Here is a 25,585-nt window from a genome sequence, read left to right on the forward strand (position 1 = left end):
CGCACCGGCACGGGGCCAAGCCCTCGCTCCCGCTTCCCGGCACTTTTCACAGCGCCCTGAACCCAACGGGGACCCGTTGCCGACAGCGCAGAATCATCTCGTCCCCCCCGTCAGCCCCTGCGGCCGCCGGCGGACCGGTTACGGTTCAATAGTGACCGCCTGGTCCCGCGGAACCGTGATTTTCACCAGGCCCGGGGCCGCTGGCATGCTGTGGGGCGGCGGCCGTACGACAGGACAGGCAGGGCCGGTGTGATGAGGATGTTCTTCGCGCCCGAGGAGACCGAGGAATACGAGGCAGCGCGTTCGCTGCTGATCCGCCGGATGGGTCAGTGGGCCCGCGAGCGGGGCGAGAGCGTGGACCCGTTTGTCGTCGGGACGGCGCTCGATTATCGCCACCGAGGTACCTGCGACGGGCGGCTGGGGCTGTGGGAGCCCCGGCACATCGAGGAGTATCTGCTGGACTGGCTGCCGCGCACGGCCACCGTGCTGCCCGGCGAAGAGCCGACGGATGCGCCCGGCACGCTTGCAGCCCTGCTGCGCTACCTCGATGCGATGGGCCTCAGCGACCCGCGCGGGGCCTCGTCGGCCGACAACCTTGCTGCGGTCGAGACCCTCGCACCGCGGTACGCCCCCGCCATGGCTGACCGCGGCCGCTGGGGAATGGCGAAGTTCTGGGCGGTCACCGCAGCCGAGCAGGGGGTCGATGTCCAGGATCCGGCGGCGCTTCAATGCTTCGTGGAGCAAGCTCAGCAAGGCGAGGTGCCGTACGACCGGGAGGTACTGGACGAGGTGGTGCGCAACCACCTGACGCGTGGCCCGGCAGCAGTGACACGCGCCGAACCGCAGCTGCCGGTCCTGCTGCCCGCGGAGAAGGAGCTGCGTGCACGCGCCGAGACGTCCCGCGCGCTGCGGTGGCTGCGGGGGATCGCCGACTGGGCGGGCCCCGAGGGGCGCGTGCTCACCGCGACGGGCAACCTGCGAATGGCGGACGCGCGAGCCCTCGTCGCCGAGCTGGGGACAGGCGACGCGGTGGATACGGTGCGCTCCTCCACGCAGCTGCCGCGGCTGAGGCTTGCGGTCGAGTGGGCGAAGAAGGCCCGGCTGGTACGGGTGGTCAAGGGGCGGCTCTACGCGGTCGCCAAGGCGCAGCCCCTGCTGAAGGACCCCCTCGCGCTGTGGCGGCACGCCTTCGAGACCTTCTCCGAGCTGCGCGTGCCACTCCTGGGCGCCCGCAGCGGCCGACACGCCGAGTCGATGCTCTTCGACAGCTTCGAGGACACCGTGCCAGATGTTCTCAACACCCTCTACAGCCTGCCGCACGCCATGCCCTGGCCCCGGCTGCGCGACTCGCTGCACCTGCGCTACCGCGCCGAGTACGAACTGACCGGGCCCTACGCCTGGCAGATGGAACTCGGACATGCGGACCGTGATCTGCGCACCGCATTGGACGTGCTGGAGGACCTGGGCGCGATCAAGCGGCACGAGGGCATGGCCGACCCGGTCTTCCTCGACATACCGCTCGAGGAGTCCGTGCTGCCACCCGCCGGGATGCCGCCGGAGCTCGCCGAGCTCTTCGGCGTAGTCGCCGGTGGACACGGGGAGAGCGAGGATGCCGAAGAGCGGAGCAAGGAGCAACGGGCGGAACTGACCACCGGGCCCGTCGAGTTGATCCGTCTCACGGCCCTCGGCCACGACTCCGTACGCCGTCGGCTGCTTGCCGAGGGGCGGGATGCCCCGCGCGTCGGTGAACTCGCCCACGCCCCCGCCGCCGGGCTCCTCGGTGTCGTCGCCGAGCACTACGACCCGGACGCCGCCCGCACCGAACTCGCTGCCTGGGTCGCCGCCCGGGAGAGCCCTGCCGAGGCGCTGGAGAAGCTGACCGACGCGGTGCGCACGACCCCGTTCCGTACCCGCGCCGAAGCCATGCTGGACGCACTCGTCGACGCGTACCCGGACGGCGAGGCCCTGCTGCGCGGCCTGCGCGGCGACCCGCTCCTCGGCCCCACTGCCCTGAGTGTCCTGGTGCGCCGGGAGGTCCTCGGCGCCGAGGACCTCAACGAGCCCGAGAGCCTCGTCATGGTCGCCGAGAGTCTGCTCCAGCTCCTGGAGACAGCGGGCCCCGAAGGCTTGCTCGAAATCTTGGGAAGCCAGGAAGTCTCTGCCCATAAGGCACTTGAGGCCGCTCTCGCATCCGGTCACCCCGACCAGGCGGGTCTGGCGGATCTGAGGACGGTCGCCGAGCAGGCCCGTCGGCGGCCGGCCGCGCATCTCGGCCGCAGCCATCAGCGGCGCCGACCGGGCGCGAGCGGCCGGGGCAGGGGCGGCAGGCGGCGGCGCTGACGCCGCCGAGAACGAGGCCGAGGAAGCAGCGAAGGCCGCGGGCCGGGAGCCAATTACGCAGCGACTTACGCAGCGACGCACTCCACGTTTCCCGGAAGGTGGCGACCTCACGCAGCCATCGCCACCGCAGCCTTGCTGAGCGAGGCGTCGGGCGCGGGGGCCCGGTCGGCGAAGACGACGACCCGCAGTAGCGCGAACCGTCCGATGCCCGCCAGAGCGGACGCCGACAGATAGACCGTCTGCTCGACCAGGGCCGACGGCTCGGACCGGACGGCGTACAGGCAGAACAGCGCCCCTGTCGTGAACGCATAGCTCACGGCGACGGTCACCCCGGACTGAAGATGAACCCCCCACCCTTTCCGCCGGCTCCGGAAGGAGACCCGTCCGTGCAATTCGGTGGCGATGACCGTGGAGACGACGGTGACCAGCGCGTTGGCAACGGCCATCGGTATACGGTCGTTGAGCAGTACGAGTACCCCGCTGGACGCCAGCCCGACACCGCCACCACACACGACGAACCGCACGAAGGCCGCGACGAGCGGATGAAGAGTGCGCGTCTGCGAGCGCGAAGGGGCGGTCACGAGGGGCCTCCGTAGGCTGAGTGGAACGGTGTTCCGATTCCACCCCAGAACCTACGGACCGGGCGTCGTCCGAGCGACCGGGTTAATCCCCGACTCAGCTGGGGGTTAACCCCCAGATGTCCCCTGGGGGAACCCCCTGGGTACGGCGTCTCGAAGTACGACGGCGTGGAGGTCCTCTTCAGCTGCGACGACGTGAACTGGTTGCAGCGGACCGATCACCACACTGTGTTCGCGCACGTCGACAAGTGGGGCGATCTTCCACGAGCCAGGGGCCTCGCCGCGTATTCCACAGCGACCCCGCACGTTTCCGCGCCCTGGTCGAGGACTTCGTGCGCACCACGGCCCCGGCCGACAGGAGCCAGGAACGGTGGCGCCGGCTGCTGCGGTTTGGGCGGCCCGGCACGGCGGTGGGGGAGCCGGACTCCGCGTACCACCGGGCCGTGGCGCGCGATCTGCGCGAGGCGAGTAAGCGCAGCGCTGCGTGACGGGCGGAGAGCTCCGACTGCCTGCCCGATTAGCTGGCGGAGCAGGTCCGGCCGCTTCGGGTCCGCCCTCAGAGGTCGTCGGGCAGGAGCCGGAACGCTCCATGGGCGGTGAGTGGCCGCACCATCCGGAAGTGCCGGTCGGTGGTGAACAGGTCAGCGGTCTGGAATGCGGCGGCGAGCGCCACGTTCATCGCGTCAGCCAGCCCCACCCCCTGGCCGCCGTCCGCGTCCTGGTACCCGCGCATGACCGCCATGGCGCTGCGCAGATGCGGTGCCACCTCGGGTACTTCGAAGCGCCGCGCCTCGACCTGGCGAGCGACGAAGTCGAGTGCGTTCATCGAGGCACCGGCACCGACCCGCGCGGTCAGCAGATAGTCGAGTTCGGTAAGCACCATCGGCGACACCACAAGGTGGCCCATGGCACTGAGTGCATCTCGGTGCGCGGCATGGTGTGGGTCCTTGGGCGTGAACAGGCGGTACAGGGCGTTCGTGTCGGCGATGGCGACCGGAATCTCATTCATCGACCGCACCCATGCCCCGCAGCGCCTCGTCGATCTCGTCGTCGGTGAGCACGGGCCCACCCAGGTCGGGAAGGTCCAGCGGCCCCATCGGGTCGGTACGGAAGGGATACGAGGGCCGCCCCAGGCGGGAGCCGCGGGGAACGATGTCCCCTATGGGAACGCCGTCCTTGGTGATGGTCACGGTTTCCCCGGCCTCGACGCGGGCCATGATGCGCGAGGTCTGCTGATTCAGCTCCCGGAGAGGAACATCCCTGTTGTCGCTCATGACACCAGCGTACTACTCGTTCTACATTCCGGCCGGAATGCGAGCGGAGGACGCCATTGCATGGCTGGTGTCCGGAGGGGCATACCCGCGCGGGTATGCCCCTCCGGCATGACCTCAGGCCGCTCCCGCTTCGACCAGGAACGGACTCGGCCCTCCCGACCAGGACACGTACAGCCCGTCGCGGGCCCGGGTGCAGGCGACGAAGAGCAGGCAGCGCTCAGCCATGAGATCCGCCTCGTGCTGGAGGCGGTCCACGTCGGCCGGCGTCACGGCACCCGGATAGGGCAGCGCCGCGTCGTGCGCGCCTATGACGGCCACGCACCGGAACTCCAGCCCTTTGAAGGAGTGCATCGTTCCGACGCGGACGGTTGGCGCGTCCTCGGAGGCGTCGGACCGCAACTGTGCTGCGGGGATGCCGGCGGCCGTCAGGCGTTCGATTGCCTTGGCGCAGTTCTTGTTGAAGCGGGCGCTGACGCCGATCTCGCCGGGGCTGACACCGGCCTCGGTCCAGGTGCGGATCTGTGCGACGAGGGCGACCAGTTCGGCCTTCTCCGACGCGGCCGCGTGCACGGCGGGGCCGCTGCCGTGGAGGGCGGAGCGGTATCCCAGCAGGGTCTCGTTGCGGTCGTCGTCCTCCAACTGTGCGATGGGGCGGCCGACGAGCAGTGCGGTGGACCAGCTGAGGATCTCGTGCGTGCTGCGGTAGTTCTTCCGCATCTTCGTCGAGCGGCCCGCGACCTTGATACCGAGCGCCTTCAGCGACACTTTCGAGTCGTAGATCCGCTGGTGCGGGTCGCCGGCGATGAACAGGTCGTCGGGGCGCGGGGGGACGGCGGCGCGCAGGAGCCGCCACTGGGCGGGGTGCAGGTCCTGGGCCTCGTCGACGACGATGTGCCGGTACAGGGGCCCCTTCGCTTCGAGCAGGTCGGCGGCCTCGGCGCACGTTCCCAAGTACGTGCGCAGGCCGTCGGCGGCGAGCCGGTCGGAGAACTCCTGGACCGTACTCCACACCAGGGGGCGGTCGGCTGCTGGGAGGCGGTTGCCTCGCCCACGCCGGTCGGCAACCTCGTACTCCTCCGGACTCCGCAGGTTTTGCGCGAGGACGACGTGCTTGTACTCCTGGGCAAGGAACTGGGCGGTGCCCGTGAAGCCGGTGGCGAGCGCGGCCTGCTCCCAGCGGGTCTCCTCCTCGCCGCCCCGCAGCGGGCGGCGTGACGTGGAGACGACCCGGCTGGCCAGGGCGTCGACGGTGGTGATGTCCACGCGGTCGCGCAGCTCCTCGTCCTCGACGAGGGCGGCGAGCCCACTGCGCAGTGCGGCAACGAGAGCGTTGGTGTACGTGGTCAGCAGGATGCGCTCGCCGTCGCGCAGGAAGGTCAGCAGGTGTCGTACGCGGTGCAGAGCGACGACGGTCTTGCCGGTGCCCGGGCCGCCGGTCACCTGCGCCGGTCCGGAGTAGCTGGCCCGGTAGGCCACCTTGTGCTGGGAGGGGTGGAGGAAGACCCGCCAGGCGGTGAACGGCTTGTCGAGGATGTCGCGCAGCTCGTCGGAGGCGGTGATGAGAGCGATACGAGTGCGGGTGTGGCCGATGGCGGTCGCGTAGTCGGTCGTATCCACCGGATCGGCGGAGGCGGTGGGGAGGTTGAGGGACACCAGGTCGCGCCAGACCTCCTCCACGGTGAAGCCCTCGGCCAGGTACTCCAGCACCTCCCGCTGGTCCTGCGGGAAGTAGGGCGCGAAGACGGTCAGCTGTTCCTTGCTGGTGAGGACGCGGGCCTGGCGAAGGGTGGTCTCGTCGATGCCGAGGGCGGTCAGGTCGCCGTCGGAGACCTTGGAGAACAGTCGCTGGTCGGGTGCGGGTGCGATCCGCTCGTAGGCGGGGGTGAGTTCGTCGAGCATCTCGATGTCGCGGATCTCGACGGCGCGGGTGACCGCGTTGATGCTGGCCTTCTGCTTGATCGCCCAGTCGATGGCCTTGTCGTGCGGCATCACGCGCAGCAGAACGAAGGTGTCCCCACGGTCGGGGGCGAGGACCACGCCGCGGGTGCCCTGGGCGATGCGGATGGTCCGGATCTGCGGATCCTTGGCCTGCTTCAGCGCCTCCAGTTTCAGCCCCTGGTCCTTGAAGAGCTGGTCCAGGGTGAGGCGCTCGAACTTCTCCCAGGCATCGAAGACCCCCTGTTTGACGGTGCCTTGGAGCTTGCTGAGCTGGGCGCAGAAGCCTATGTCGAAGGCGAGGTGCGGCATGATGATCCGTTCTGGTACGTGCTGCGTAAGTCCTAGGAGTTCACGTTGCTACGAGAGGTACGTGTCGCTCATCCAGCGCCGTCGCCGTCGAGCCCGAGGTGGATCACGGCGAGTGCCTCGGCGATCTCGACGCTCATCTCGTCCTTGGGGCCGAACAGCATGCACATGTCCTCGTGGAGCGGTTCGAGGATCTGCCGGGCCTCGGCGGCTCGCCCCTGGGCGAGCAGCAGCATCCCGATGTTGTGCCGCAGCTCGACCGCCTCCTCGCTGACGTCGCTGTCGAGGGTCCGTACGACGTTCAGCACGCCCTGGAGCGCGGCGAGCGCGTCGGTGACCTGGCCCAGTTCGGCACGGCAGCGGGCGGCCTGGGCGCGGCAGGACCGTGCCTGCTCGCCCGTGGGGCCGGTGATGCGGGCGTAGGCGTCGGCGAGGCTGTCGAACTCGGGCAGAGCCGTCCGGTAGTCGCCACCGAGGAGGCGGACCGCCGCGCGCCGGCGGCGCAGTGCCAGCACCTGCTTGCTCTCGGAGCCGAGGGCGAGGGCCGCGGGCTCGATGACCTCACTGAGCACCTCGGCCGCCTGCGCGAAGCGTTCCTCTTCCAGGAGGGCGTCGGAATGGTCGTACGCCTCCTTGATGTCCTGGCGCAGGTGGGCGGGAACGGGCACCGGCTGGGCGTGCGGGGCGGGGACAACGGGCGCAGCACCTCCGGCCGGCGACGCCTGGGCGCGGGCGCGGGGCGCGTACGGGTGGCGGAACAGGCCCGTCGGGTCGGGAACACCGACCGGTCCGGCCTCGGCCGCGGTGGGCTCCTTGCCGGGCGGCGGGAGGAACGGCAGCAGCCGCTCGTACACCTCCTGCGTGTCGGCGGGCCGCTGCTCGGGCGCCTTGCACAGCAGGTGCAGCACCAGCTCCTCCAGCGCCTCGGGTATGTCGGGCCGCAGCTGCCGCAGTGGGGTGGGGGCGGCGTTGACGTGCTGGAACATCAGCAGGTAATCGCTCTCCGCCGTGAACACGATCCGTCCGCTGAGGAGTTCGTGCAGGACGCAGCCCAGCGCGTACAGGTCGGTCTGTGGGGTGATGCGCCCGCCCCGGACCTGCTCGGGCGACATGTACTGGTAGGTGCCGACGGGGCTTCCGGTCGCTGTCAGCTTGGTGACGTCGGTGCGCAGGATCGCCGCGATACCGAAGTCGAGGACCTTCACCGTGCCATCGCGGGCGACCAGGATGTTCCCCGGCTTGAGATCGCGGTGGATCACCGGCACGTCGTGCGCATGCGACAGCACGGTCGCGACCTGCGCGGCGACAGCGACCGCCCAACTGATGGGCAAGGGGTGGTCGGGGTGGAGGTAGGCCGACAGCGACATGCCGTCGACGAGCTCCATCACGAGAAACAGCCGCTCATACGACTCGTCAAGGACCGCGTCGTACACCTGCGGCACCCCGGGGTGCTGGATGCGCGCGGTGATACGGGCCTCGCGGCGGAACCGTTTGGCGAACTCCTCGGCCAGGTGCGGGGTGGTGATCGACGCCTGCCGGATGACCTTCACGGCGACGGGCCGGTCGAGGACAGCGTCATAGCCGCGCCATACGACGCCCATGCCGCCCTCGTTGAACTGCTCCAGCAGCTCGTAACGGCCCGAGATCACCTGCTGCGGCACTTTGCCCCCGTGCGTGCGTGTGCTGGCCGGGGCACGCTGCGGCGCTTGCCCCGACATGGTCGGGTCAAGTCTCTCCGGTAGAGCGATCCGGGTCCAGCGGCGGCGCGTTGGTGGGGGCTGAGGCGTCTCTTTCCGGTCAGCCGGGTGGCTCGTTACCAGGCTGGTCGCAGGTCCTGGCGTTCGGAGCACTTCAGCGGCCTGTGAGTCCGCGGCCTTCGCGGCTTGATTGCCACCAACATGCCAGGAGTGTGAGCGGTATAGTCCCCAGCCGCCCTTAAGGTGGGCGCAGTTGTATCGAGACGTCTCGGGGGCGGACAGCGTGACCACTGCGTTAGGCACCAGCACTATCACCCTTGTTCTTGTCGCCGGGTATGCCGGGTCGGGCAAGTCCGAGGCCGGCAAGCTCCTGGCGGCGGCAACCGGATGGGCCATGCTCGACAAGGACACCATCAGCCGCCCGATGACCGAGCGACTGTTGCTCGCGCTTGGCGGGGATCCGGACGACCGCCACAGTCCCGCCTACCTGGAGCACGCCAGGCCTCTGGAGTACGAGTGCCTGATGAAGGCGGTCTGGGAGAACCTTGAGTGCGGAACGTCCGTGGTCGCCGTGGCGCCGTTCCTCGTCGAGAGCGCCGATGCGCAATGGACGTCTCGAGTGGAACGCCGGTGTCGCAGAGCCGGAGCCCGTTTCGAGACTCTTTGGGTGGACAGCGACCTGGACTCGATGCGAGACCGGCTGATCTCGCGCAATGCCTCACGCGATACGTGGAAGCTGACGCACTGGCCCACGTACACGAACGGACTCGACCTCGGCCTCCGGCCGATGACGTCTCACCACGTCATCGACAACCGCATCGGAACCTCACGCCCGCTGGCCGAGCAGGTCGAGTCCATCGCACAGCGGCTGCTGGGGGACTCGTGAGCGCGATCGTTCTGTACGGGCCCCCCACCGCAGGCAAGGACACGGTGACGGCAGCCCTCTGCTCCGCGGACACACGCTTCGAATCGGTCATCAAGCTCAAGCACGGGACCGGCCGGTCAGCCGGATACCGGTTCGTCACCGCTGAGGAACTCGATGACCTGCGCCACCAGGACAGGATCGTTGTGGAGACCCGGCGATACGGCAACATCTACGCAGTCGATGACCTCTCCCTCACGCAGCCGCAGGAGCGGGGCCGGACCCCCATCACCCACATCGGCAACGTCACTGACATGCGCACGCTGCTGGACCGCAGTCGGGCGACCTCGTGGCTGCGCGTCCTCCTCTGGGTTCCAAGGAACGTGTGCGAGGCACGGTCCCGCGAACGGGGAGATACCGATACACCGAAGCGGCTTACCGCCTGGGACGAGACCGCACAGGACGTTCTCGACTCCGACGTACGGAACCTGTTCGACCTGGTGGTGCGTATGGACCGTACGGATCGGGAGACGGCTGCCAAGCAGATCGCCTACGCGCTCGACGGGGCACCGGACGTCTTGAGTGCGGAGGAGCTCTTCGCGACTCTCGAGCTCGGCACGGACGAAAGCGGGGCTCGCCGGAGCGCGACTCAGCGCCGTGCGTGAGCACATCCGAGCACATGCACAGCGACATCAACGGCCACAAGCAGCAGGGGGATGCCGGTGGGAGTTGTCCGGACGTTGGAGGACCTGGCGAGAATCGGTCGCCAGCGCACCGTCAGTGATCGCAGCGTGCACCTGCATCAGGACGAGGTCACGACGGACCTGCTGCTGGACACAGTCTCGGCCGACCGAGTCTCCCTGGACCGTATGAGCATCGACGGGGCGCTCACCGTACGTTCCTGCCACATCGATGAACTGGTCGTCGATCACGTGGAGGCGGACGCGCTCCTGGTGGTGAATTCCCGGATCGGCCGCCTGACCATCCGCAATGCCTCGATGGGCTGTGAGGTCACGATCATCGACTCCGCCCTGGACTTTCTTGCTCTGCACTCGTGCGGGCACACTCGGCTGGAGCGCCTCCGCGTGGAGGAGCTCGTACAGATCAACGCTCTGCGCGGACCGATCCGGATCAGCAACACGCGCGTATCCGCGCTCGCGGTCCGCAGCCAGGCCACCGGCGGCCGCCTCGGCCGACCGCGTGTGGTCGTGCGAGGGCTGCGTGCCCGCGAGGACGTCACGTTCGACGATCTCTGGCTGTCTGCAATCGAACTCGACGATGTCGAGACACGCGAGCTCATCTTGCAGCGTGTGCGACTCGACGAGCCGCTGCGGGCGAACGAGCTGCGCTGCAGTGAGACGGTGCGAGTGAACGGGTTGGTCATTCCTGTCGAGGACAGCACGATCACGAACAGCACCGTCAGAGGACCCGTGGAGGTCCGCAACCTCCGGCTCTGTGACAGCTCGGGCAGCGATCGGGCCGATACGACTGCCCGCCTTGCCCTTCACAACACGACGCTCATGTCCCTCACTTCATCGTCCGAATCGACTTCGGTGATCAGCCTCCACGGCTCCTCGGTCACGGGAACCCTCGGACTTCCGTCCGGCAGCTCCCGCTACAGCCTCGACAGCTTCTCCAGCGTCGGTGACATGGAACTGGCCGGCGAGGTCTTCCGCAACGGCTCCCAAGCCCTTTCGTTCCTGGAACGCTCCTTCACCGAAGTGACCGCTGTTGCCTTGGAGTCCGTACGGTCGGCACTGGCCAGAAGGAACCGGAACCGCGAAGTCGACGAGCTCTACTACCTTGCGCGCCAGCGCGAGGCAGCAGCCCTGCCGCCGCTGCGGCGCGCCATCGGGCAGGGCATCCTTGGCGGGGTCCTCGGCTGGGGGGTGCGGGCCCGCAACCCGGCTCGTGTGCTGGCAGTGGGGGTCGTGCTGACGGGGGTGGTGCTCCATCTGGTGGGGGCGGTGCGCGAACCAGGACGAGATCTTACGGACGTGACCGCCGCCGGCAAGAGCTTCGTTCTGGCCCTCGCCCTGTGGCTGAACGTCGGCACCGGCATGCCGTCCGAGCTCAAGACGGCCGAATGGTCGGCGATTGCGGTCTCGTTCACAGCAGCGGGAATGCTGTTCACCACTCTCATTGTGGGCATCGTCATCCGCAAGCTGGTGCGTTGAGTCCCTGGGGATGGCCGGGTGACAGAGTGAGGCCCATGGACCAGCGTGAAGAGGCCGAAGAGAGCGCGGTGGCAGCACCGGCTGTCGCGTACGGACTGCGTGGCAAATCGTTCCTGGTGACCGGTGGCAGCAGGGGGCTGGGGTACGCGGTCGCCCGACTCCTTGCCGCCGAGGGAGCGTCTGTTGCGATCTGCGGTCGCGACCCAGACACTCTGGCCCGGGCTTCGTCCGAGCTGCGCAAGGACTTCGACGCCCAGGTCGTGACGGGATCCGTGGACGTCCTGGCGCCGGATGAACTGGAGGACTTCACCCGGCAGGCCGGAAACATACTCGGCGGCCTCGACGGCCTGGTCGCCAACATCGGAGGCAAGCGGGGCGGCGGCCTCTTTGACTCGACCCGCGAGGACTGGCAGGCGACCTGGGAGCTGAACGGCGGCCACGCGGTGCGCACCGTGCGGTCGGCGCTGGACAGTCTGCGTCCGGGCAGCTCCGTGGTGATCGTCGCCTCCATCTCCGGCTGGAAGCCTCGCTTCCCGGCACAGTACGGGGCGGCCAAGGCGTCGGAGATCTACCTCGCGGGTGCCCTGTGTCAGGAACTCGCCCCGTACGGAATCCGGGTCAATACCGTCAGCCCTGGTTCGATTCTCCTGCCGGGCAAGAGCTGGGACCGCCTGCGCCGACGTGACCCCGAGGCGTATGAGGCGTACGCAGAACGCAACCCCAGCGGGCGCCTGCTGAACGCTGAGGACGTCGCCCGAGTTGTCGCCTTCCTCCTCTCACCGGCCTCCGGTGCGGTGAACGGTGCCCACATCCCGGTTGACGGCGGCCAGCCGCAGGCGGGGCTGGGGACGGTTCCGGTCCGGCAGGGCGGGGCGGCCACGTGAGTGGACGAGCGCCTACGACAGTCCACCGCCCAGTACGGCCCACACCGTTTTGCCCGGTCCGTCGACGCACGGATACCAGCCCCAGCGGTCGGTGAGTGCGGCCACCAGGAGGAGGCCGCGGCGTCCGTCCAGGTCGTCGTTGAAGGATTCGGCCAGGGCCGGGATGCTCTCGCCGCGCGAGTCGGTGACCTCCACGCGCAGGGTCGCGCCCTCGGCCGAGAGCCGGAGGCGGAAGTCGCGCCCGGGTACGCGCCCGTGGCGTACGGCGTTCGCGCTGAGCTCCGCCACGATCAGCGTCAGCACGTCGTGGGCGTCGCTTCCGTAGGGGATGCCCCAGGCGTCGAGGCGTTCCCCGGCCAGGCGTCGGGCGAGACGGGCGCCGCGTGGAGTGGAACTGAAGCGCATCGTGAAGTGGTGCCACAGGAAACGGGGTTGGCTGGGGCGGACGGCACGCACGGGGAGGGGTGACGGGTCGCTGTTCATGCCTCGACGTTGCCGCTTGGTGGCGTAGCGTGAACAGTGGTGACGCGCCGTCGAGCGTTGGTTGTACGCGACGGTGCGCGGTGCGTACGTGGCACGCAGCGTGACAGAGTCCGGAGCGCGGCGTTGGACCGGTGAGGTGGTGGGGCCGATGGACACTTCGGAACCGATGGAGCAGGGCGAGCCGGGCGAGCGGGAAGACGCCGGGCCGAGGCCGGAGGACGAGCCCGGATCGGGCGTGGTGACGGCGTTCGGGCGGCAGTTGAAGCTGCTGCGGGTACGGGCGGGCCTGGAACGGCCGGAGTTCGGGAAGCTCACGGGCTACGCGGCCCAGTCGATCGCCTCCTTCGAGCAGGGGCGGCGGATTCCCTCGCCCAGGTTCATCGACCGCGCGGACGAGGTGCTGGACGCCGGGGGCGTGCTCAAGGCGCTGAAGGAGGAGGTGGGGCGGGCACAGTATCCGGCGTTCTTCCGGGACATGGCGCGGTTGGAGGCGGAAGCGGTCGAACTGTGCGCCTACGACTCCCACGTGGTCAACGGGCTGTTGCAGACGGAGGAGTACATGCGGGCGTTGCTCGCCATGCGGCGCCCGCTGCTGGACGAGGAGACGATCGAGCTGCGGGTGGCAGCGCGGCTCGCTCGGCAGGTGATCTTCGATCGCTGGCCTGCGCCACTGCTCAGCTTCGTGCTCGAAGAGTCTGTGTTGCGTAAGCCCCTCGGCGGGAAATCAGTCTTGCGAGGGCAGCTCGAACAGCTGCTGCTCATCGGCCAGAAGCGCAATGTGGAGATCCAGGTCATGCCGCTCGACCGTGAGGACAACGCAGGAGTGGACGGCCCGTTCACGGTTCTTACGCGGAAGGGCGGCGAGCAGGTCACGTACATGGAGGTCCAAGGGCGCAGCAACCTCCTGACGGACCGAGAAGAGGTGCGCCTCGCTGCCGCGCGCTATGGGATTATTCGATCGCAGGCTCTCACTCCGCGAGAGTCCCTGGGATTCATCGAGAAGTTGCTGGGAGAGCCATGAACACCGCAGGTAGCTCGGATGCCGCTCTGGAACTCGCCTGGTGCAAAAGCAGCTACAGCGGCGCCGAGGGCGGGCAGTGCGTGGAGGTCGCAGCCGCCGTGGATGCCGTACACATCCGTGACTCGAAGGTCCGATCCGGTCCGGTTCTGACGGTCGCCCCCGAGGCGTGGGCCGGGCTCGTCCGGCTGGCCGCCGACCAGACCATCTGCTCCCTACATTCGTAACCCCCGTGGGTGCCCAGTCGCACAGGCGGCTGGGCCCCCACGTCTTGCACGGTTAGCCGAGACAAAAACGCCCCCGCTCCGAAGAGCCGGGGGCCGACCGCCGGATCAGATCCAGGTCACTTGGCGAACGTATACGCATTCATGCCGGGGAACGATGAGGTAGACGAAGAATCCGCTGTCGATATGTGCGGTGTCTCCCTTCGGGCCCAGCCCTTCGTACTGCGTTCCGTCGAGGTAGCAGCCCGCACCAGCTCGTCAGCTTTCTTCTCGACCTCGGCGACAAACGCCGGCGGTGCTCCGCCGATGACGTACGCCTCGCTGGGGTCGTACTCCCACCTCCACGTCACTCGGACACCGCCTGCGTCGCCGCGTCCTCGACGGCCCGCAGCTCGTCCATGGCGGATCGGAATGCGGGGTCGTCCTTGCTGGTCGTGCCGTGGATCGTGGCGAGAGCACGGCTACGGCGTCCGGAGAGATCGGGCCGACGCTCGATCTCCACCTGCGCGGCCCAGTGGGTCAGCCAGTGCTGAAGGTGCCCGATCTTGCTGGTCCGGATGGCGGCGGCGAGTGCTTCTTCCTTGTGCTTTTCCATCTCGTCCAGGCGGTGAGGGGCGATCCGGGCGAGCGCCACGCGGACGGCGTCGGGGGTACGTTCGGGGCGCGGTACCAGCTCCGTGCCGTGGTCCGGCTGTGTGCTCACGATGTCCTCCCAAGGGTGCCCCGGCCAGCATATCCAGCCGGGGCCTACGCGTCAGACGTCGTCGTCCAGGCCCTCCCCGCGGCGGATCATCCGCCATAGGGGGTGGAGCTGAACGGCATCGCGAAGTGGCCTGTGGGGCTGGTGGGCCGGGGGACGCGGTCGGGGGGGTGCGGTCTCGCTGTTCATGCCCCGACGCTCCCAGCGGTGGCGTAGCGTGACCAGTGGTGACGCTCCGCCGCATTCCGGTTGTGCGCGACGGAGCGGGAGGTGTACGAGGTGCGCGGCGTGACCGGCTCGGGGCGGGCGCGTTGGGCCGGGGAACCGGGCCGGGGAGGATGGAGTCGGTGGAGCAGGGCGAGGGCGAGGGCGAGCGGGAAGACGCCGGGCCGAGGCCGGAGGACGAGCCGGGATCGGGCGTGGTGACGGCGTTCGGGCGGCAGTTGAAGCTGCTGCGGGTACGGGCGGGCCTGGAACGGCCGGAGTTCGGGAAGCTCACGGGTTATGCAGGCCAGTCGATCGCCTCCTTCGAGCAGGGGCGGCGGATTCCCTCGCCCCGGTTCATCGATCGCGCGGACGAGGTGCTCGACGCCGGGGGCGTCCTCAAGGCGCTGAAGGAGGAGGTGGGGCGGGCACAGTATCCGGCGTTCTTCCGGGACATGGCGCGGCTGGAAGCGAGCGCGGTTGGCCTGTCCGTGTACGCGGCTCTTGCGGTGCCGGGCCTGTTGCAGACAACGGAGTATGCGAAGGCCGTCTTCCAGATGCAGCGCCCTCTGCTGGATGACGACGTCATTGAACAGCGGTTGGCGGCACGGATGGCGCGGCAGGAAATCTTCACTCGTCGCCCAGCCCCCCTTCTGAGCTTCATCATCGAGGAAGTGGTGCTGCGCAAGCCGATCGGTGGACTGGCAACACTCCGAGAACAGCTGGAGCAGGTCCTGCTCGTGGGGCAGAACCGCAACGTGGAGATTCAGGTGATGCCCACCGACCGAGAGGACCATGCGGGGCTGGGCGGGCCCTTCAACCTGATCGACAACGCCGAAGGGCGACGGATCGCGTACACCGAGGTCCAGGACGACAGTCGCCTGTACACCAGCGCCGGAAAGATCCGTGAGCTCGAAGCCCGATATGGCATCCTCCGGTCACAGGCGCTCACCCCTCGTGAGTCGCTGGACTTCATCGAGGAACTGCTGGGAGTGAAATGACCTTGCGAAGCACCGAGTTGACTGTGTCGGAGTCGGCCTGGTTCAAGAGTAGTTACAGCAGCGGCGGGGGTGGCGAGTGTGTAGAGATCGCAGCCGCAGCGGACGCCGTACACATCCGGGACTCGAAGGTCCGATCCGGACCGGTTCTGACGGTCACCCCCGACGCGTGGGCCGGGCTCGTCCGGCTGGCCGCCGACCAGACCACCTGAGCCGTACGTTCGTAACCCCTGTGGGAGCCCAGTCGCACAGGCGGCTGGGCTCCCACGTCTTGCACGGTTACCTGAGACGGAACGACGCCCGCGCTCCGAAGAGCCGGGGGCCAACCACCAGCTCGGACCCAGGGCACTTGGCGACCGGATCCGATGGCGTTGCTACTTCACGTCTTTGGCCAGGACAGCGACGGCGACCTTGCCCACCACCGTCGTCAGGACGTAGTTGGTTGAGCTACTGAAAGCGACACCTACGCCGGCTGGAATAGCCTTGGCCATCGCCTTCTGGGTGAAGGTGACGGAAGCCCGCTTGAACAACTGCTTGATCGTGATCAAGGCGGGACCTTTCAGGTACTGGTAGACCAACTTCTCGGCGATCTTCTGGACCGCTGCCTTGCCGCCCTTTGTCGCCATCTGTTCTGCCGAACCCGCCAACGCGAGCACGAAGGCGAGGTGCTTCTTGTCCTCACTGCTCAGCTCGGTCTCGTACACCTCAACCAGGCACATGCACATGTCGACCTGGAGCTTGAGTGCCACGGCAATGTCGGTGGCACCACCGCCCAAGACCGCGACCGCCGTCCCGATCCCCGGAATCACGCTCGGGGCCGCGGTGGCCGCCCCAGCGGCTGCCGAAAGTTTGGAGTATCGGCCAATTATCTTGGCGGCGATCCGGCGCTTGTCCTCCAGGCTCTCGGGCTCCCGCTTGAACTTGGCGTCGAAAGTCGCACGGTAACCGCCCACGAGCTTGGTGGCCGCCTCCGGTGTGATGACGATCGTCTCGACGGCCTTCTGGAGCCGAGACCCGTCGAACTCGCCCGCCGCGTGGTTCATAATTCCCCCCTCAAGATCCGTTGCGCCTCACGAAGAGGACAACTTGCACTGCGCACAGTTTTGTACGCAGGCATCCAATGACATGTGCAGTCGATCCCCGAGCCTGACTTTCACGGGTTCGGAAGGGCGCCCCGGCCGGCACATCCAGCCGGGGCGTACGCGTCAGACGTCGTCCAGGCCCTCCTCGCGGCGGATCATCCGCCACGCGGCCTTGCGGGCGCTGCGGTCCAGGCTGGACTTGAAGCCCTTGTCGGGGCCGAAGTACTGGCGGCCCATGCCCGCGATGGTGTCGATGTGGTCGGCCATCTTGTCCGCGAAGACGTTGTCGAAGACGAGACCGAAGTTGTCCTCGTCGTTGACGACGGCCGCCGCCCGTACCTTCGGGTCGGCCTTGGCCTCCTCGAAGGGCCGGATGACGTCCTGCTCGGTGAACTCGGTGCCGAAGCGTTCGTTGAACTTCTCGATCAACTGCGAGAGCAGCGACTTCTCCGCTTCCTTCGCGCCGCCCGAGCCGTCGCCGAAGCCCTGCATCGTCGTCGGTCCCTCGGCGGTAAGGGAGACGTCGTACTCGCCAGTCTTCTCCACCCGCATATGGCTGAGGTCGACCTCCCCTATGTCCACGCCGCCGTCCGCGCGGCGCGGCAGCCGGTTGAGGAGGTAGCGGCCGTAGAGGTGCAGCCGTTCCAGCTCGGCGTCCCGGTAGGGGACGATCTGCGCGAGGAAGCCGTACTTCCTGACGTAGTCGTTGAGGTCGGCGCGGAAGCTCTCCGCGGTCTCCTGGTCGTCCTCGTCGTCGCTTTCGAGCAGAGCGGTGAAGCGGGCGACGGCGGGGGAGAGCAGCCGGTACAGCTCGGCGTGCAGCTTCTCCCACTTGGACTGTGAGCCTGCCGCCTTCTCCTTGGCGGCGAAGTACGCGGCGGCGAAGTCGTCCATCTCCTGCCCGGACAGGATCGCCGCCTGCATGACTCGGCTCTGCGCGGTGTAGAGCAGGTTGGGGTCGGAGGGGAGGGTCATCGCCTCCTCGAAGTACGGGCGGAAGGAGTCCTGTATGTCGTTGGCGTCGTTGACGAAGTCCAGTACCGCCAGGTCCGCCTGGGTCTTGCGCTCGGCGGTCCGGTTCAGCCGGGACAGGGTCTGGACGGCGGAGATGCCGGTCAGCGTCTTGTTGACGTACATCGTCGTCAGCAGCGGCTGGTCGAAGCCGGTCTGGTACTTCTCCGCCACGACCAGGATCCTGTACTCGCGCTGGCCCGCACCGCCGGCTCGGGCGGCCTTGTCGTCGGCGCGCGTGTACGCGAACGCCTTCGGCAGTGCGCTCTCCGACAGCCCGCCGTTCTCCTTCGGCTCGGTGGTCTCCTCGCCGTCGACGGTGAGTGAGCCGGAGAAGGCGACGAGGACGCCCAGGTCGGGGTACTTGGTGTCGTAGTCCCGGTCCTTGATGTAGCTCTTGATCGCGCGTGCCATCTGCACGGCGGACTGGCGGGAGGCGGTCACCACCATGGACTTGGCCCGCCCGCCGAGGCGGCCCCGGCTGTGCGCCACGAAGTGTTCCACGATCACCTGGGCGTGCTGGGCGACCGTCGAGTCATGGGTGAGCGCGTACCGGGCGAGCAGGCCGTTCGCCTTCGACGGGTCGACCTCTCGCTCGTCGGGGTTCTGGTTCACCAGCTTCCAGTACGTGTTGTACGTGACGTAGTTCCGCAGCGGGTCGAGGATGAAGCCCTCCTCGATCGCCTGTCGCATGGAGTACGTGTGGAAGGGCCGGTAGGTCGCCTTGCCGTCGATGTCCTGGAGCGTGCCGAAGAGTTCGAGGGTCTTGGCCTTCGGCGTGGCGGTGAACGCGAAGTAGGAGAGGTTCGCGGCGCGGGAACGCTGCTCGGCCCTCTTCTTGAGCTGCTCGTCGAGGGTGGCGGCGGCCGAGGCCTTGACCGTGGTCGCGCCTGCGTCGTCGGAGTCGGAGTCCAGGCCGAGGTCGCGCAGGGCGGACCGTACGGCGGTGGCGGCGTCGCCGGACTGCGAGGAGTGTGCCTCGTCCACGATGATCGCGAAGCGGCTGCCGCGGATCTCGGTGGGGTTCCGCTGGAGGTAGTCGAGCAGTGCCGGGAAGGAGTGCAGGGTGACCGTGACGATCTTCCCGGTGTCGCGGGAGAGCGCCTTGGCGAGCTGCTCGCCCTTCGCCCCGTACTTCTCGTCGATCTTCACGACGAGGCCCGCGGTCTGCTCGAAGTTGCCGATCGTCTCGCGGAGTTGGGCGTCCAGGTTGCGGCGGTCGGTGATGACGATGACCTTGTCGAAGACCGGCACACCCGGCTTGGGACCCTTGGCGAGGGCCTCGGTGTCGAGTTCGCGGGGATCGGTGGAGGTGTGCAGGTCGCTGAGGCGGTGCGCGAGCCAGCCGATGGTGTTTGACTTGCCCGAGCCGGCCGAGGCCATGACCAGGTAGTCGTGGCCCGCGCCGTGGGTGGCGGCGTGCGCGGTGAGCTTCTTGACGGCGTCCCACTGCTGGAACCGGGGGAAGACCATCGTCTTGGTGGTGCCGCCACCGGGCGTCTTGCTCTTGTGCAGGTGCACGAACCGCTGGAGGAGGTCCAGCCAGTTGTCCGGCTGCCAGACCTGCTCCCAGAGGTAGGAGGTCGCGTACGTGCCGTAGGCGGTCGGGGCCGGGTTCCCGGCGCCGCCGGGCTGGCCGGGTCCGTTGGAGCCGGTGTTGAACGGGAGGAAGCGGGTGTTCTTGCCCTTGAGCTGGGTGGCGACGAAGACCAGGTCCGGGTCCACGGCGAAGTTCGCGACGACCCGGCGCGTGAAGATCAGCTCGGTGGGGTCGCGGTCCGTGCGGTACTGCTCCTTGGCCTGCTCCACCCCTTGCTTGGTCAGCGGGTTCTTCAACTCGGCCGTGGCAACCGGGATTCCGTTGAGGAAGAGGGCGAGGTCGAGCCGGTTGCCCCAGTCGGCCTGCTTGGTCGCGTACTCGAGTTCGCGGACCACGGTGAGGCGGTTGGCCCGGTATCCGTCGAGCACGGACTCGTGTGCGACGAGGTTCGGCTTGAAGTACGCGACGCGGAGCAGGACACCCCGGTCCTTGACGCCGTTGCGGAGGACGTCGAGGAGGCCGTTGGTGGCGATGGCCTGGTCGAGGCGGCCGGCGAACCCGCGCTGCGCCTCGTTCGGGTCGCCGCCGTAGACGGTGAGCAGCTCGCTCCACTCGTCGGGCTGGGTCGCGCCGATGAAGGTGAACAACTCGTTGGTGTCCAGGCCGAGATCGGCCCGGTAGTCCTGCGGGCGCGCTTCGCGCCAGCCGCGCTCGACCATGTCGGCGACGATGGCGTCCCCGAAGGCGGACTCGGTGTGGATGGGGCTCATGGCTACGCGCTCACTCCGTCCGTCACGTTGCGTCCGCTGGCGGTGGATACGTCGAACTGGCCGGTTACGGCGGCGGTGATGAGGGCTTGGCGGCGCTCAGCGAGGAGAGCAAGCTGTCGCTTTGCGAGCTTGGCGAGGCGGAGGCTCTTTGCCCTACCGGCCTCAATTCCTGCCACGAGTCCATCTTGCTGTGTACGTGGCGGACAGTAGATGCGCAGCTTCAGGCAATCTCCAACACGCATGTGCTCGTGCAACGAACCTGCACCGAGGAGCCGCAATTGCCTGTCCATGTGTGATCCCAAGAAGTTATAGAGCAACAGCTCCTTCTTGATTACATTTTCATTTGCCCGATAGAGCACGATGCGCTGTCCGAGAAAGACCGAGGTGTCCGTGCGCAACATGCCCACTTGCCCGAGCGGAGCTTCGCGCGTGAAGAGGATGTCTCCGTTTCGGGGGGCGCCGCGACGATTCCACTCGATGAATACTCGACGCTCCACGGAGAAAGTCTCCGATAGATCCACGTCTCCGTTCCGAATATTGGAAGTTCGGATCATCTTGTATGGCGTGACCTCCGTCGACGTTGGGGCTGTCTTGTTCACACAGTCCACAATGGCGCTACAGACAGCAGATGCTGGGACAGAAAATTCTGCGGAGAACCCATTCAAAGCCCTGTCGATTACTGCTCGTGCCCGCTCAACCGCCAAATCTGACAACTTTTGGTAACGACCAGCCAAGTGGTCGATGCGGGCGGTCTCGGCGTCGAGGAAGGCAGCGATGCGGCGCTGCTCCTCCAGCGGAGGCAGCCACGTGCGATAGTCACCCATGAGTTCCCAGGATGTGCGGGGCATCTTGGTTCCATATGCTGTGGTATTAGCCCACTCAACCCATGGCTGCGACAGTGTGACGTACAGCAGAAACTTGGCATCGATGAGTCCGCTAGGTCGGAGGACTAGCAGTTCTCCGGTTCCAGTTCCAGGTACCTGGGGCAGGTATGACTTTGCCAGGTAAGGGCGCAACTTGCTGAAAAGTACGTCGTGAGATTTATGCCTGATGCTGTCCTCGGCTGCCTTGAGGGGCAACTCATTTACTAGCAGGCAACCTGTCCCGCTTGCAAGATCCTCCAGGCCGAGAAACGGCTCCGGAGAGCCATCCGACTTCTCTACGGCGTTGCGCACGATGGACTTGATGCGGACGGAGCTCATTCCGTCACCTCCCCAAGCAGCGCCTGAATCTCCGCCTCCAGCGACTTCAGCTCCGCATCGATCTCCGCCAGCGGCCTCGGCGGCTTGTACACGTAGAAATGCCGCGTGAACGGGATCTCGTACCCGATCTTCGTCTTCGTATGGTCGATCCACGCGTCCGGCACGTGCGGCAGCACCTCGCGCTTGAGGTCCTCCTCGACGTCCTCCCCCAGCGGAACGTTCTCGTAGTCCCGCAGGTCCCCATCCGGCTCCGAGGCCCCCTTGACCCTCTGGACCTCACCCTCCGGGTGCCGTACCCCGACCGCCTCCCGTACCGCCTTCGCGAACGGCGCGCCCGCAGGCCACGTCAGACCGGCCGCGACCACCGCGTCCTTGAGCGCGATGAACGCCTCGGACTTCGTCGCCCAGGACGAGCCGAGCAGCGTGCGCACCGCCGCCACGAACTCCTCGCTCCCCTCCAGCCTCGCCACCGGCTTGGCCTCCGCCAGCGCCGCCAACGTCTCCTCCGTTACCTCGAACCGCAGCTTCAACGGCCGCTCCACGGTGATGCGCTGGTAGCCGAAAGCCTCGTTGGCGAAGAGCTTCACCTTGCCGTGCAGCGGGTGCTCGGGGTCCTTCGCGACGTGCACGGCCTCCGCGTACAGCCGGGTGATGTCGGCGATGTGGTCGGGACGGCCGTTCGTCCCGTCGCCGAGCTCCTTGCGCTTGTCGCCGAGCGACTTGCGCATCTTCTGCCACTGGTCGCGCGCGTCGAGCAGGACGACCTTGCCCTTGTGGTCGGCGTCCTTGCGGTTGGTGAGGATCCAGAAGTACGTGGAGATGCCGGTGTTGTAGAAGAGCTGGTCCGGGAGGGCGACGATCGCCTCCAGCCAGTCGTTCTCCAGGATCCAGCGGCGGATGTTGGACTCGCCGGACTCGGCCGCGCCCGTGAAGAGCGGGGAGCCGTTGAAGACGATGGCGATGCGGGAGCCGCCTCCGCCGTTGACGTCCACCGGCTTCATCTTCGAGATCATGTGCTGGAGGAAGAGCAGCGAGCCGTCGTTGATGCGTGGCAGGCCCGCGCCGAAGCGGCCGGCGTCGCCGAGCGACTTGTGCTCGTACTCGACCTCCTCCTTGACCTTCTTCCACTCCACGCCGAACGGCGGGTTGGCGAGGATGTAGTCGAACGTGCGGCGGGCGTGGCCGTCGTCGGAGAAGGAGTTGCCGAAGCGGATGTTCTCCGGGTCCTGGCCCTTGATCATGAGGTCGGAGCGGCAGATCGCCCAGGACTCGGGGTTGAGTTCCTGCCCGTACACCTCGACCGTCGCGTCCGGGTTGAGGGCCTTGATGCGGTCGTCGGCGGCGCTGAGCATGCCGCCCGTGCCGCAGGCCGGGTCCATGACCGTGCGGACGACACCGGGCAGGCTGAGGGCGTCCGCGTCGGGCGCCACCAGCAGGTTGACCATCAGCTTGATGACCTCGCGCGGGGTGAAGTGCTCACCCGCGGTCTCGTTCGACTGCTCGGAGAAGCGGCGGATCAACTCCTCGAAGATGTAGCCCATGTTGTGGTTGGGCACGACATCGGGGTGCAGGTCGAGGTCGGTGAACCTGCCGATGACCTGGTAGAGCAGGTTCGCGCTGTCGAGCTTCCTGACCTGCTGGTTGAACTCGTACTTGTCGAGGACCTCGCGGGCGTTCTCGGAGAAGGCGCCGACGTAGATCTGCAGGTTCTTCGCCGCGTTCTGTGGGTCGGCCGCGATCTTCTTGAGCGTGAGCTCGCTCTTGTTGTAGAAGGAGTGGCCCGAGGCCTTGCGCAGGAAGTGGTCGGTGTCGATCTCCTGGCCCGCGAATTTGGCGACGGTCTCGACGACCTTGTCGCGCGTCGGCTCCAGGACGCACTCCAGGCGGCGCAGCACCGTGAGCGGCAGGATGACCTTGCCGTAGTCGGACTGCTTGTAGTCACCGCGCAGGAGATCGGCGACGGACCAGGCATGGTTCGCCAGCTCCGTGTGCTTACTGCTGTTCAACGCGTTCCCTTCGATGGCCCGCCCGGCTGGTGGCGGCTGGGATCCAGTGTGGTCGATATGTGAAGGCGGTGTTGCCGTTCAGGCCAACGGGCTCTCGGACGGCGGGAGTAGCGCCCCGGCGGTCAGGCCGGTGAGCAGCGCCTGCGCCGTCTCCTCGGCCAGCTCAGCCGCCCGGCGCGCGGCGGTACGCAGTTCGTAGGCGCGGCGGAACGCCGCCCCGTACCGCCGCTGCTCCTCCAGCGGCAGCAGCGGTACACGGAGCCTGCCCGGCGAGACATGCAGGATGGTGCTGCCCGTGGAGGCTCCGGCGATGTTGTCCTTGGCGCCGAGGAACCCCGCGAGGAACCATGGGTCGAGCCGTGCCGGGTCCGGCCGCAGCAGGTGAATGTGGTGGCCGAGCAGGGCTTCGGCGTCCGCCTCATCCGCGACGCGGACCATGATGCCGTTGTCGCCGGCGATGCCGCGTACGAGCACATCACCTGCGACGACGGTATGCGCCGCATCGGTACGCAGGTCCTCCGCCGTGCCCGACGGGCGTGCGCCACTGCCGATGTCGGACGCGGTGAGCACCGGGCGTTCCGTGGTGTCCGTGTCCGGGCTCCCGGTTCGGGAATCCCCGCGGCCGGCAGGGACTGCCGCCCGCAGCAAGGAGAGTGCACCTCCTCGGGCGAGATCCGAGACGGTAGCCGTACGCCACGCCCGCGAGGACTCCGCGGCTGCCTTCCACGGCCCGTAACCTGCGGCGCTCTCCAGGACGTTGAGGGAAGCGGCGAGCAGTTTGCGCCGTTCTTCCGTGCGCTGTGCCACCTCTGCCGGATCGATGTCGACGGGTGCGGCACGCACCTGCCGGGCCGGAGTGAGGTCGACTAGATCGTCGACCAGGTCAATGGTCGGAACGGCGCGCGCGATGCCGGGTGCGTCGGTGAAGGACTCCGGGTCGTCCGTGTACGTGGTCCAGTGGCCGAGGACCTCGTCGGACAGTGTGTTCCAGTCCACGCCCGTGCGACGGTGCCGCAGCCGGGAGTACGCGTCCCGCGGTGAGCTCGGCGGGCCTTCGCGCTGGTCTCCGCTCACGTCCACGAACAGCACGGACTTGCTGTCCGTGCCACCCGGCTCGGGGCGCTGGAGGACCCATACGTGCATGCCGATGTGCAGGGGCGCGGAGGCGCCGATGGGCAGGCCGACGACGGCGCGCAGCGCGCCGCTGCGTACGAGTTCGGTGCGAATACGGCGGCCGGAGGCACGGGCGGCTGTGGCCGGCGGAAGTACCATCACCGCATAGCCGCCGGACTCAAGGTGCGCCAGCGCGTGTTGCGTCCAGGCCAGCTCCGACTCGATCCGCGGCGGCACACCGTAGGCCCACCGCTGGTCGTACGCGAGCTCCTCGTGCCCCCAGTCGCGATCGCCGTACGGCGGATTGCAGAGCACGCCGCCGACCCTCAGCTCCGGGAAGGCATCGGCACGCAGGGTGTCTCCCGCGCGCACGGTGACCCGCGCAGCGGGCGCTGACAGCAGCAGGCGTACGGCGCTGCGTTGAGCCTGTACGGGCAGCGAGTCCTGGCCGTACAGCTCGGTCGCGCCTTGCCGGGCCGCTGCCGCGAGCAGAGTGCCACTGCCGCACGCCGGATCGAGGACACGTGCCGTGCGACCCGGCAGGAGCCGTGCCATGAGGTCTGCGAGCCCCAGAGGTGTCTGATACGTACCGCTGGAAGCCGTGTCGTCCAGTTCACGTTCGGCGAGGACGTCGAGAGTGCTCTGGGGGCCCTCATCGCGTACGCAGCGGATCAAGGCACGGAGAGCGCCGACGTCGTCAGTACGGAAGTGAACGGCCTCCGCCTCCGGGACCGAGCCGGCCAGCTCCGCTGTCGCGCTGTCGGCCTGGGCGATGACGTCGGAGTCCGGCAGTTCATCAAGAGCGGTGAGCTCGTCCGCGCTGCGCCGTGAAGCCGCAAGGACGAGCGGGAACAGGCGTGCCGCGACGCCGGACCCCGCCCCGTGGAGCCGCAGCACGGTACGCAGCTCCTCGGACGGTGTGGCGGCGGACGACTGCCCGCGCGCCTCCAGCCATCCCCGTACCGCCTCCAGGTCGTAGAGCGGACTGGTGTCGGTGCCGCCGGACGGGGCCGGGAAGTCTTCGTGCCGACGGCGCCAGTTGCTGACGGTGGCGCGCGTGACACCCGCGATACGGGAGATTTCGGCGGCGGTCACCTGGGCTGATGGCTGTGGCATGGGTTCCTGGGCCTCTCGAGAGCGAACAGTAAACACCCTACAGCGGGCGTCAAATCCGTCAA

At 68.0% G+C, this 25,585-nt stretch carries 22 protein-coding genes; 10 read left to right on the forward strand and 12 right to left on the reverse strand.

What is annotated here, in order from left to right; genetic code table 11:
- The first annotated feature begins 258 nt into the window (after window positions 1–258).
- Complete coding sequence (locus tag ACGFSA_RS16110) at window positions 259–2,340, forward strand: hypothetical protein (protein ID WP_393304568.1); 2,082 nt, start codon at window positions 259–261, stop codon at window positions 2,338–2,340.
- A gap of 107 nt (window positions 2,341–2,447) precedes the next feature.
- On the opposite strand, the gene ACGFSA_RS16115 is transcribed toward ACGFSA_RS16110, so the two are convergent.
- Window positions 2,448–2,921, reverse strand: a complete 474-nt coding sequence (locus ACGFSA_RS16115) for a hypothetical protein (protein WP_393304570.1) — start codon at window positions 2,919–2,921, stop codon at window positions 2,448–2,450.
- A 329-nt stretch (window positions 2,922–3,250) separates the two neighbouring features.
- Between ACGFSA_RS16115 and ACGFSA_RS16120 the strand changes: the two genes are divergently transcribed.
- Complete coding sequence (locus tag ACGFSA_RS16120) at window positions 3,251–3,406, forward strand: hypothetical protein (RefSeq protein ID WP_393304572.1); 156 nt, start codon at window positions 3,251–3,253, stop codon at window positions 3,404–3,406.
- A gap of 68 nt (window positions 3,407–3,474) precedes the next feature.
- Here the strand turns inward: ACGFSA_RS16120 and ACGFSA_RS16125 are convergent, their stop codons facing one another.
- The 4 genes from ACGFSA_RS16125 to ACGFSA_RS16140 form a co-directional block, all read right to left on the reverse strand.
- Window positions 3,475–3,927: a PIN domain-containing protein gene (locus ACGFSA_RS16125; protein ID WP_393304574.1), complete on the reverse strand. Its 453-nt coding sequence runs from the start codon at window positions 3,925–3,927 to the stop codon at window positions 3,475–3,477.
- Window positions 3,920–4,192: a type II toxin-antitoxin system Phd/YefM family antitoxin gene (locus ACGFSA_RS16130; RefSeq protein WP_393304576.1), complete on the reverse strand. Its 273-nt coding sequence runs from the start codon at window positions 4,190–4,192 to the stop codon at window positions 3,920–3,922. The genes ACGFSA_RS16125 and ACGFSA_RS16130 overlap by 8 nt, the downstream gene beginning before the upstream one ends.
- Before the next feature lie 114 nt (window positions 4,193–4,306).
- Window positions 4,307–6,439: a UvrD-helicase domain-containing protein gene (locus tag ACGFSA_RS16135; protein WP_393304578.1), complete on the reverse strand. Its 2,133-nt coding sequence runs from the start codon at window positions 6,437–6,439 to the stop codon at window positions 4,307–4,309.
- Between the two features lie 68 nt (window positions 6,440–6,507).
- Window positions 6,508–8,097, reverse strand: a complete 1,590-nt coding sequence (locus tag ACGFSA_RS16140; RefSeq protein ID WP_393304580.1) for a protein kinase — start codon at window positions 8,095–8,097, stop codon at window positions 6,508–6,510.
- Window positions 8,098–8,416: 319 nt separating this feature from the next.
- Between ACGFSA_RS16140 and ACGFSA_RS16145 the strand changes: the two genes are divergently transcribed.
- The 4 genes from ACGFSA_RS16145 to ACGFSA_RS16160 all read left to right on the forward strand — a co-directional run bounded on the left by ACGFSA_RS16145 (window position 8,417) and on the right by ACGFSA_RS16160 (window position 12,056).
- Window positions 8,417–9,019, forward strand: coding sequence for an AAA family ATPase (locus ACGFSA_RS16145; RefSeq protein ID WP_393304582.1), 603 nt, complete (start codon window positions 8,417–8,419; stop codon window positions 9,017–9,019).
- Window positions 9,016–9,660 carry a guanylate kinase gene (locus tag ACGFSA_RS16150; protein WP_393304584.1) on the forward strand — a complete coding sequence of 215 codons (645 nt, stop codon included), beginning with the start codon at window positions 9,016–9,018 and terminating at the stop codon, window positions 9,658–9,660. The genes ACGFSA_RS16145 and ACGFSA_RS16150 overlap by 4 nt, the downstream gene beginning before the upstream one ends.
- Before the next feature lie 126 nt (window positions 9,661–9,786).
- Complete coding sequence (locus tag ACGFSA_RS16155) at window positions 9,787–11,172, forward strand: hypothetical protein (protein WP_393304586.1); 1,386 nt, start codon at window positions 9,787–9,789, stop codon at window positions 11,170–11,172.
- Window positions 11,173–11,207: 35 nt separating this feature from the next.
- Window positions 11,208–12,056: an SDR family NAD(P)-dependent oxidoreductase gene (locus ACGFSA_RS16160; protein WP_393304588.1), complete on the forward strand. Its 849-nt coding sequence runs from the start codon at window positions 11,208–11,210 to the stop codon at window positions 12,054–12,056.
- Between the two features lie 12 nt (window positions 12,057–12,068).
- Here ACGFSA_RS16160 and ACGFSA_RS16165 read toward each other — a convergent pair whose 3' ends face one another.
- Window positions 12,069–12,539 carry an ATP-binding protein gene (locus ACGFSA_RS16165; protein WP_393304590.1) on the reverse strand — a complete coding sequence of 157 codons (471 nt, stop codon included), beginning with the start codon at window positions 12,537–12,539 and terminating at the stop codon, window positions 12,069–12,071.
- A 148-nt stretch (window positions 12,540–12,687) separates the two neighbouring features.
- Here ACGFSA_RS16165 and ACGFSA_RS16170 point away from each other — a divergent pair, with 148 nt between their 5' ends.
- Complete coding sequence (locus ACGFSA_RS16170; RefSeq protein WP_393304592.1) at window positions 12,688–13,560, forward strand: helix-turn-helix domain-containing protein; 873 nt, start codon at window positions 12,688–12,690, stop codon at window positions 13,558–13,560.
- On the forward strand, window positions 13,557–13,784 hold the full coding sequence (locus ACGFSA_RS16175) for a DUF397 domain-containing protein (RefSeq protein WP_393304594.1): 228 nt from the start codon (window positions 13,557–13,559) through the stop codon (window positions 13,782–13,784). Before ACGFSA_RS16170 ends, ACGFSA_RS16175 begins: the two co-directional genes overlap by 4 nt.
- 343 nt (window positions 13,785–14,127) lie before the next feature.
- Here ACGFSA_RS16175 and ACGFSA_RS16180 read toward each other — a convergent pair whose 3' ends face one another.
- Window positions 14,128–14,484: a hypothetical protein gene (locus tag ACGFSA_RS16180; RefSeq protein WP_393304596.1), complete on the reverse strand. Its 357-nt coding sequence runs from the start codon at window positions 14,482–14,484 to the stop codon at window positions 14,128–14,130.
- Between the two features lie 335 nt (window positions 14,485–14,819).
- On the opposite strand from ACGFSA_RS16180, the gene ACGFSA_RS16185 reads away from it, so the two are divergent.
- Complete coding sequence (locus ACGFSA_RS16185) at window positions 14,820–15,686, forward strand: helix-turn-helix domain-containing protein (protein ID WP_393304598.1); 867 nt, start codon at window positions 14,820–14,822, stop codon at window positions 15,684–15,686.
- Window positions 15,683–15,895, forward strand: a complete 213-nt coding sequence (locus ACGFSA_RS16190; RefSeq protein ID WP_393304600.1) for a DUF397 domain-containing protein — start codon at window positions 15,683–15,685, stop codon at window positions 15,893–15,895. Before ACGFSA_RS16185 ends, ACGFSA_RS16190 begins: the two co-directional genes overlap by 4 nt.
- A gap of 162 nt (window positions 15,896–16,057) precedes the next feature.
- Here ACGFSA_RS16190 and ACGFSA_RS16195 read toward each other — a convergent pair whose 3' ends face one another.
- The 5 genes from ACGFSA_RS16195 to ACGFSA_RS16215 all read right to left on the reverse strand — a co-directional run bounded on the left by ACGFSA_RS16195 (window position 16,058) and on the right by ACGFSA_RS16215 (window position 25,523).
- The gene (locus ACGFSA_RS16195; protein WP_393304602.1) at window positions 16,058–16,726 is read right to left on the reverse strand and encodes a hypothetical protein; all 669 of its coding nucleotides are present in this window, start codon (window positions 16,724–16,726) and stop codon (window positions 16,058–16,060) included.
- Window positions 16,727–16,888: 162 nt separating this feature from the next.
- Complete coding sequence (locus ACGFSA_RS16200) at window positions 16,889–20,086, reverse strand: type I restriction endonuclease subunit R (protein ID WP_393304604.1); 3,198 nt, start codon at window positions 20,084–20,086, stop codon at window positions 16,889–16,891.
- A gap of 2 nt (window positions 20,087–20,088) precedes the next feature.
- Window positions 20,089–21,288, reverse strand: a complete 1,200-nt coding sequence (locus tag ACGFSA_RS16205; protein WP_393304606.1) for a hypothetical protein — start codon at window positions 21,286–21,288, stop codon at window positions 20,089–20,091.
- Entirely contained in the window at window positions 21,285–23,294 is a 2,010-nt protein-coding gene (locus tag ACGFSA_RS16210; protein WP_393304608.1) for an N-6 DNA methylase, read from the reverse strand. Before ACGFSA_RS16210 ends, ACGFSA_RS16205 begins: the two co-directional genes overlap by 4 nt.
- A 78-nt stretch (window positions 23,295–23,372) precedes the next feature.
- Window positions 23,373–25,523 carry an N-6 DNA methylase gene (locus ACGFSA_RS16215; protein ID WP_393304610.1) on the reverse strand — a complete coding sequence of 717 codons (2,151 nt, stop codon included), beginning with the start codon at window positions 25,521–25,523 and terminating at the stop codon, window positions 23,373–23,375.
- Between the last annotated feature and the right edge of the window lie 62 nt (window positions 25,524–25,585).

The organism is Streptomyces sp. NPDC048496, assembly GCF_043200055.1.
Taxonomy (GTDB): domain Bacteria; phylum Actinomycetota; class Actinomycetes; order Streptomycetales; family Streptomycetaceae; genus Streptomyces.

Excerpts from the sequence above, each read along its gene's own strand:
- ACGFSA_RS16110 (WP_393304568.1), top strand. The coding sequence starts at position 259 with ATGTTCTTCGCGCCCGAGGAGACCGAGGAATACGAGGCAGCGCGTTCG.
- ACGFSA_RS16125 (WP_393304574.1), bottom strand. The coding sequence starts at position 3,927 with ATGAATGAGATTCCGGTCGCCATCGCCGACACGAACGCCCTGTACCGC.
- ACGFSA_RS16130 (WP_393304576.1), bottom strand. The coding sequence starts at position 4,192 with ATGAGCGACAACAGGGATGTTCCTCTCCGGGAGCTGAATCAGCAGACC.
- ACGFSA_RS16135 (WP_393304578.1), bottom strand. The coding sequence starts at position 6,439 with ATGCCGCACCTCGCCTTCGACATAGGCTTCTGCGCCCAGCTCAGCAAG.
- ACGFSA_RS16160 (WP_393304588.1), top strand. The coding sequence starts at position 11,208 with ATGGACCAGCGTGAAGAGGCCGAAGAGAGCGCGGTGGCAGCACCGGCT.
- ACGFSA_RS16165 (WP_393304590.1), bottom strand. The coding sequence starts at position 12,539 with ATGAACAGCGACCCGTCACCCCTCCCCGTGCGTGCCGTCCGCCCCAGC.
- ACGFSA_RS16170 (WP_393304592.1), top strand. The coding sequence starts at position 12,688 with ATGGACACTTCGGAACCGATGGAGCAGGGCGAGCCGGGCGAGCGGGAA.
- ACGFSA_RS16175 (WP_393304594.1), top strand. The coding sequence starts at position 13,557 with ATGAACACCGCAGGTAGCTCGGATGCCGCTCTGGAACTCGCCTGGTGC.
- ACGFSA_RS16185 (WP_393304598.1), top strand. The coding sequence starts at position 14,820 with ATGGAGTCGGTGGAGCAGGGCGAGGGCGAGGGCGAGCGGGAAGACGCC.
- ACGFSA_RS16190 (WP_393304600.1), top strand. The coding sequence starts at position 15,683 with ATGACCTTGCGAAGCACCGAGTTGACTGTGTCGGAGTCGGCCTGGTTC.
- ACGFSA_RS16195 (WP_393304602.1), bottom strand. The coding sequence starts at position 16,726 with ATGAACCACGCGGCGGGCGAGTTCGACGGGTCTCGGCTCCAGAAGGCC.
- ACGFSA_RS16200 (WP_393304604.1), bottom strand. The coding sequence starts at position 20,086 with ATGAGCCCCATCCACACCGAGTCCGCCTTCGGGGACGCCATCGTCGCC.
- ACGFSA_RS16205 (WP_393304606.1), bottom strand. The coding sequence starts at position 21,288 with ATGAGCTCCGTCCGCATCAAGTCCATCGTGCGCAACGCCGTAGAGAAG.
- ACGFSA_RS16215 (WP_393304610.1), bottom strand. The coding sequence starts at position 25,523 with ATGCCACAGCCATCAGCCCAGGTGACCGCCGCCGAAATCTCCCGTATC.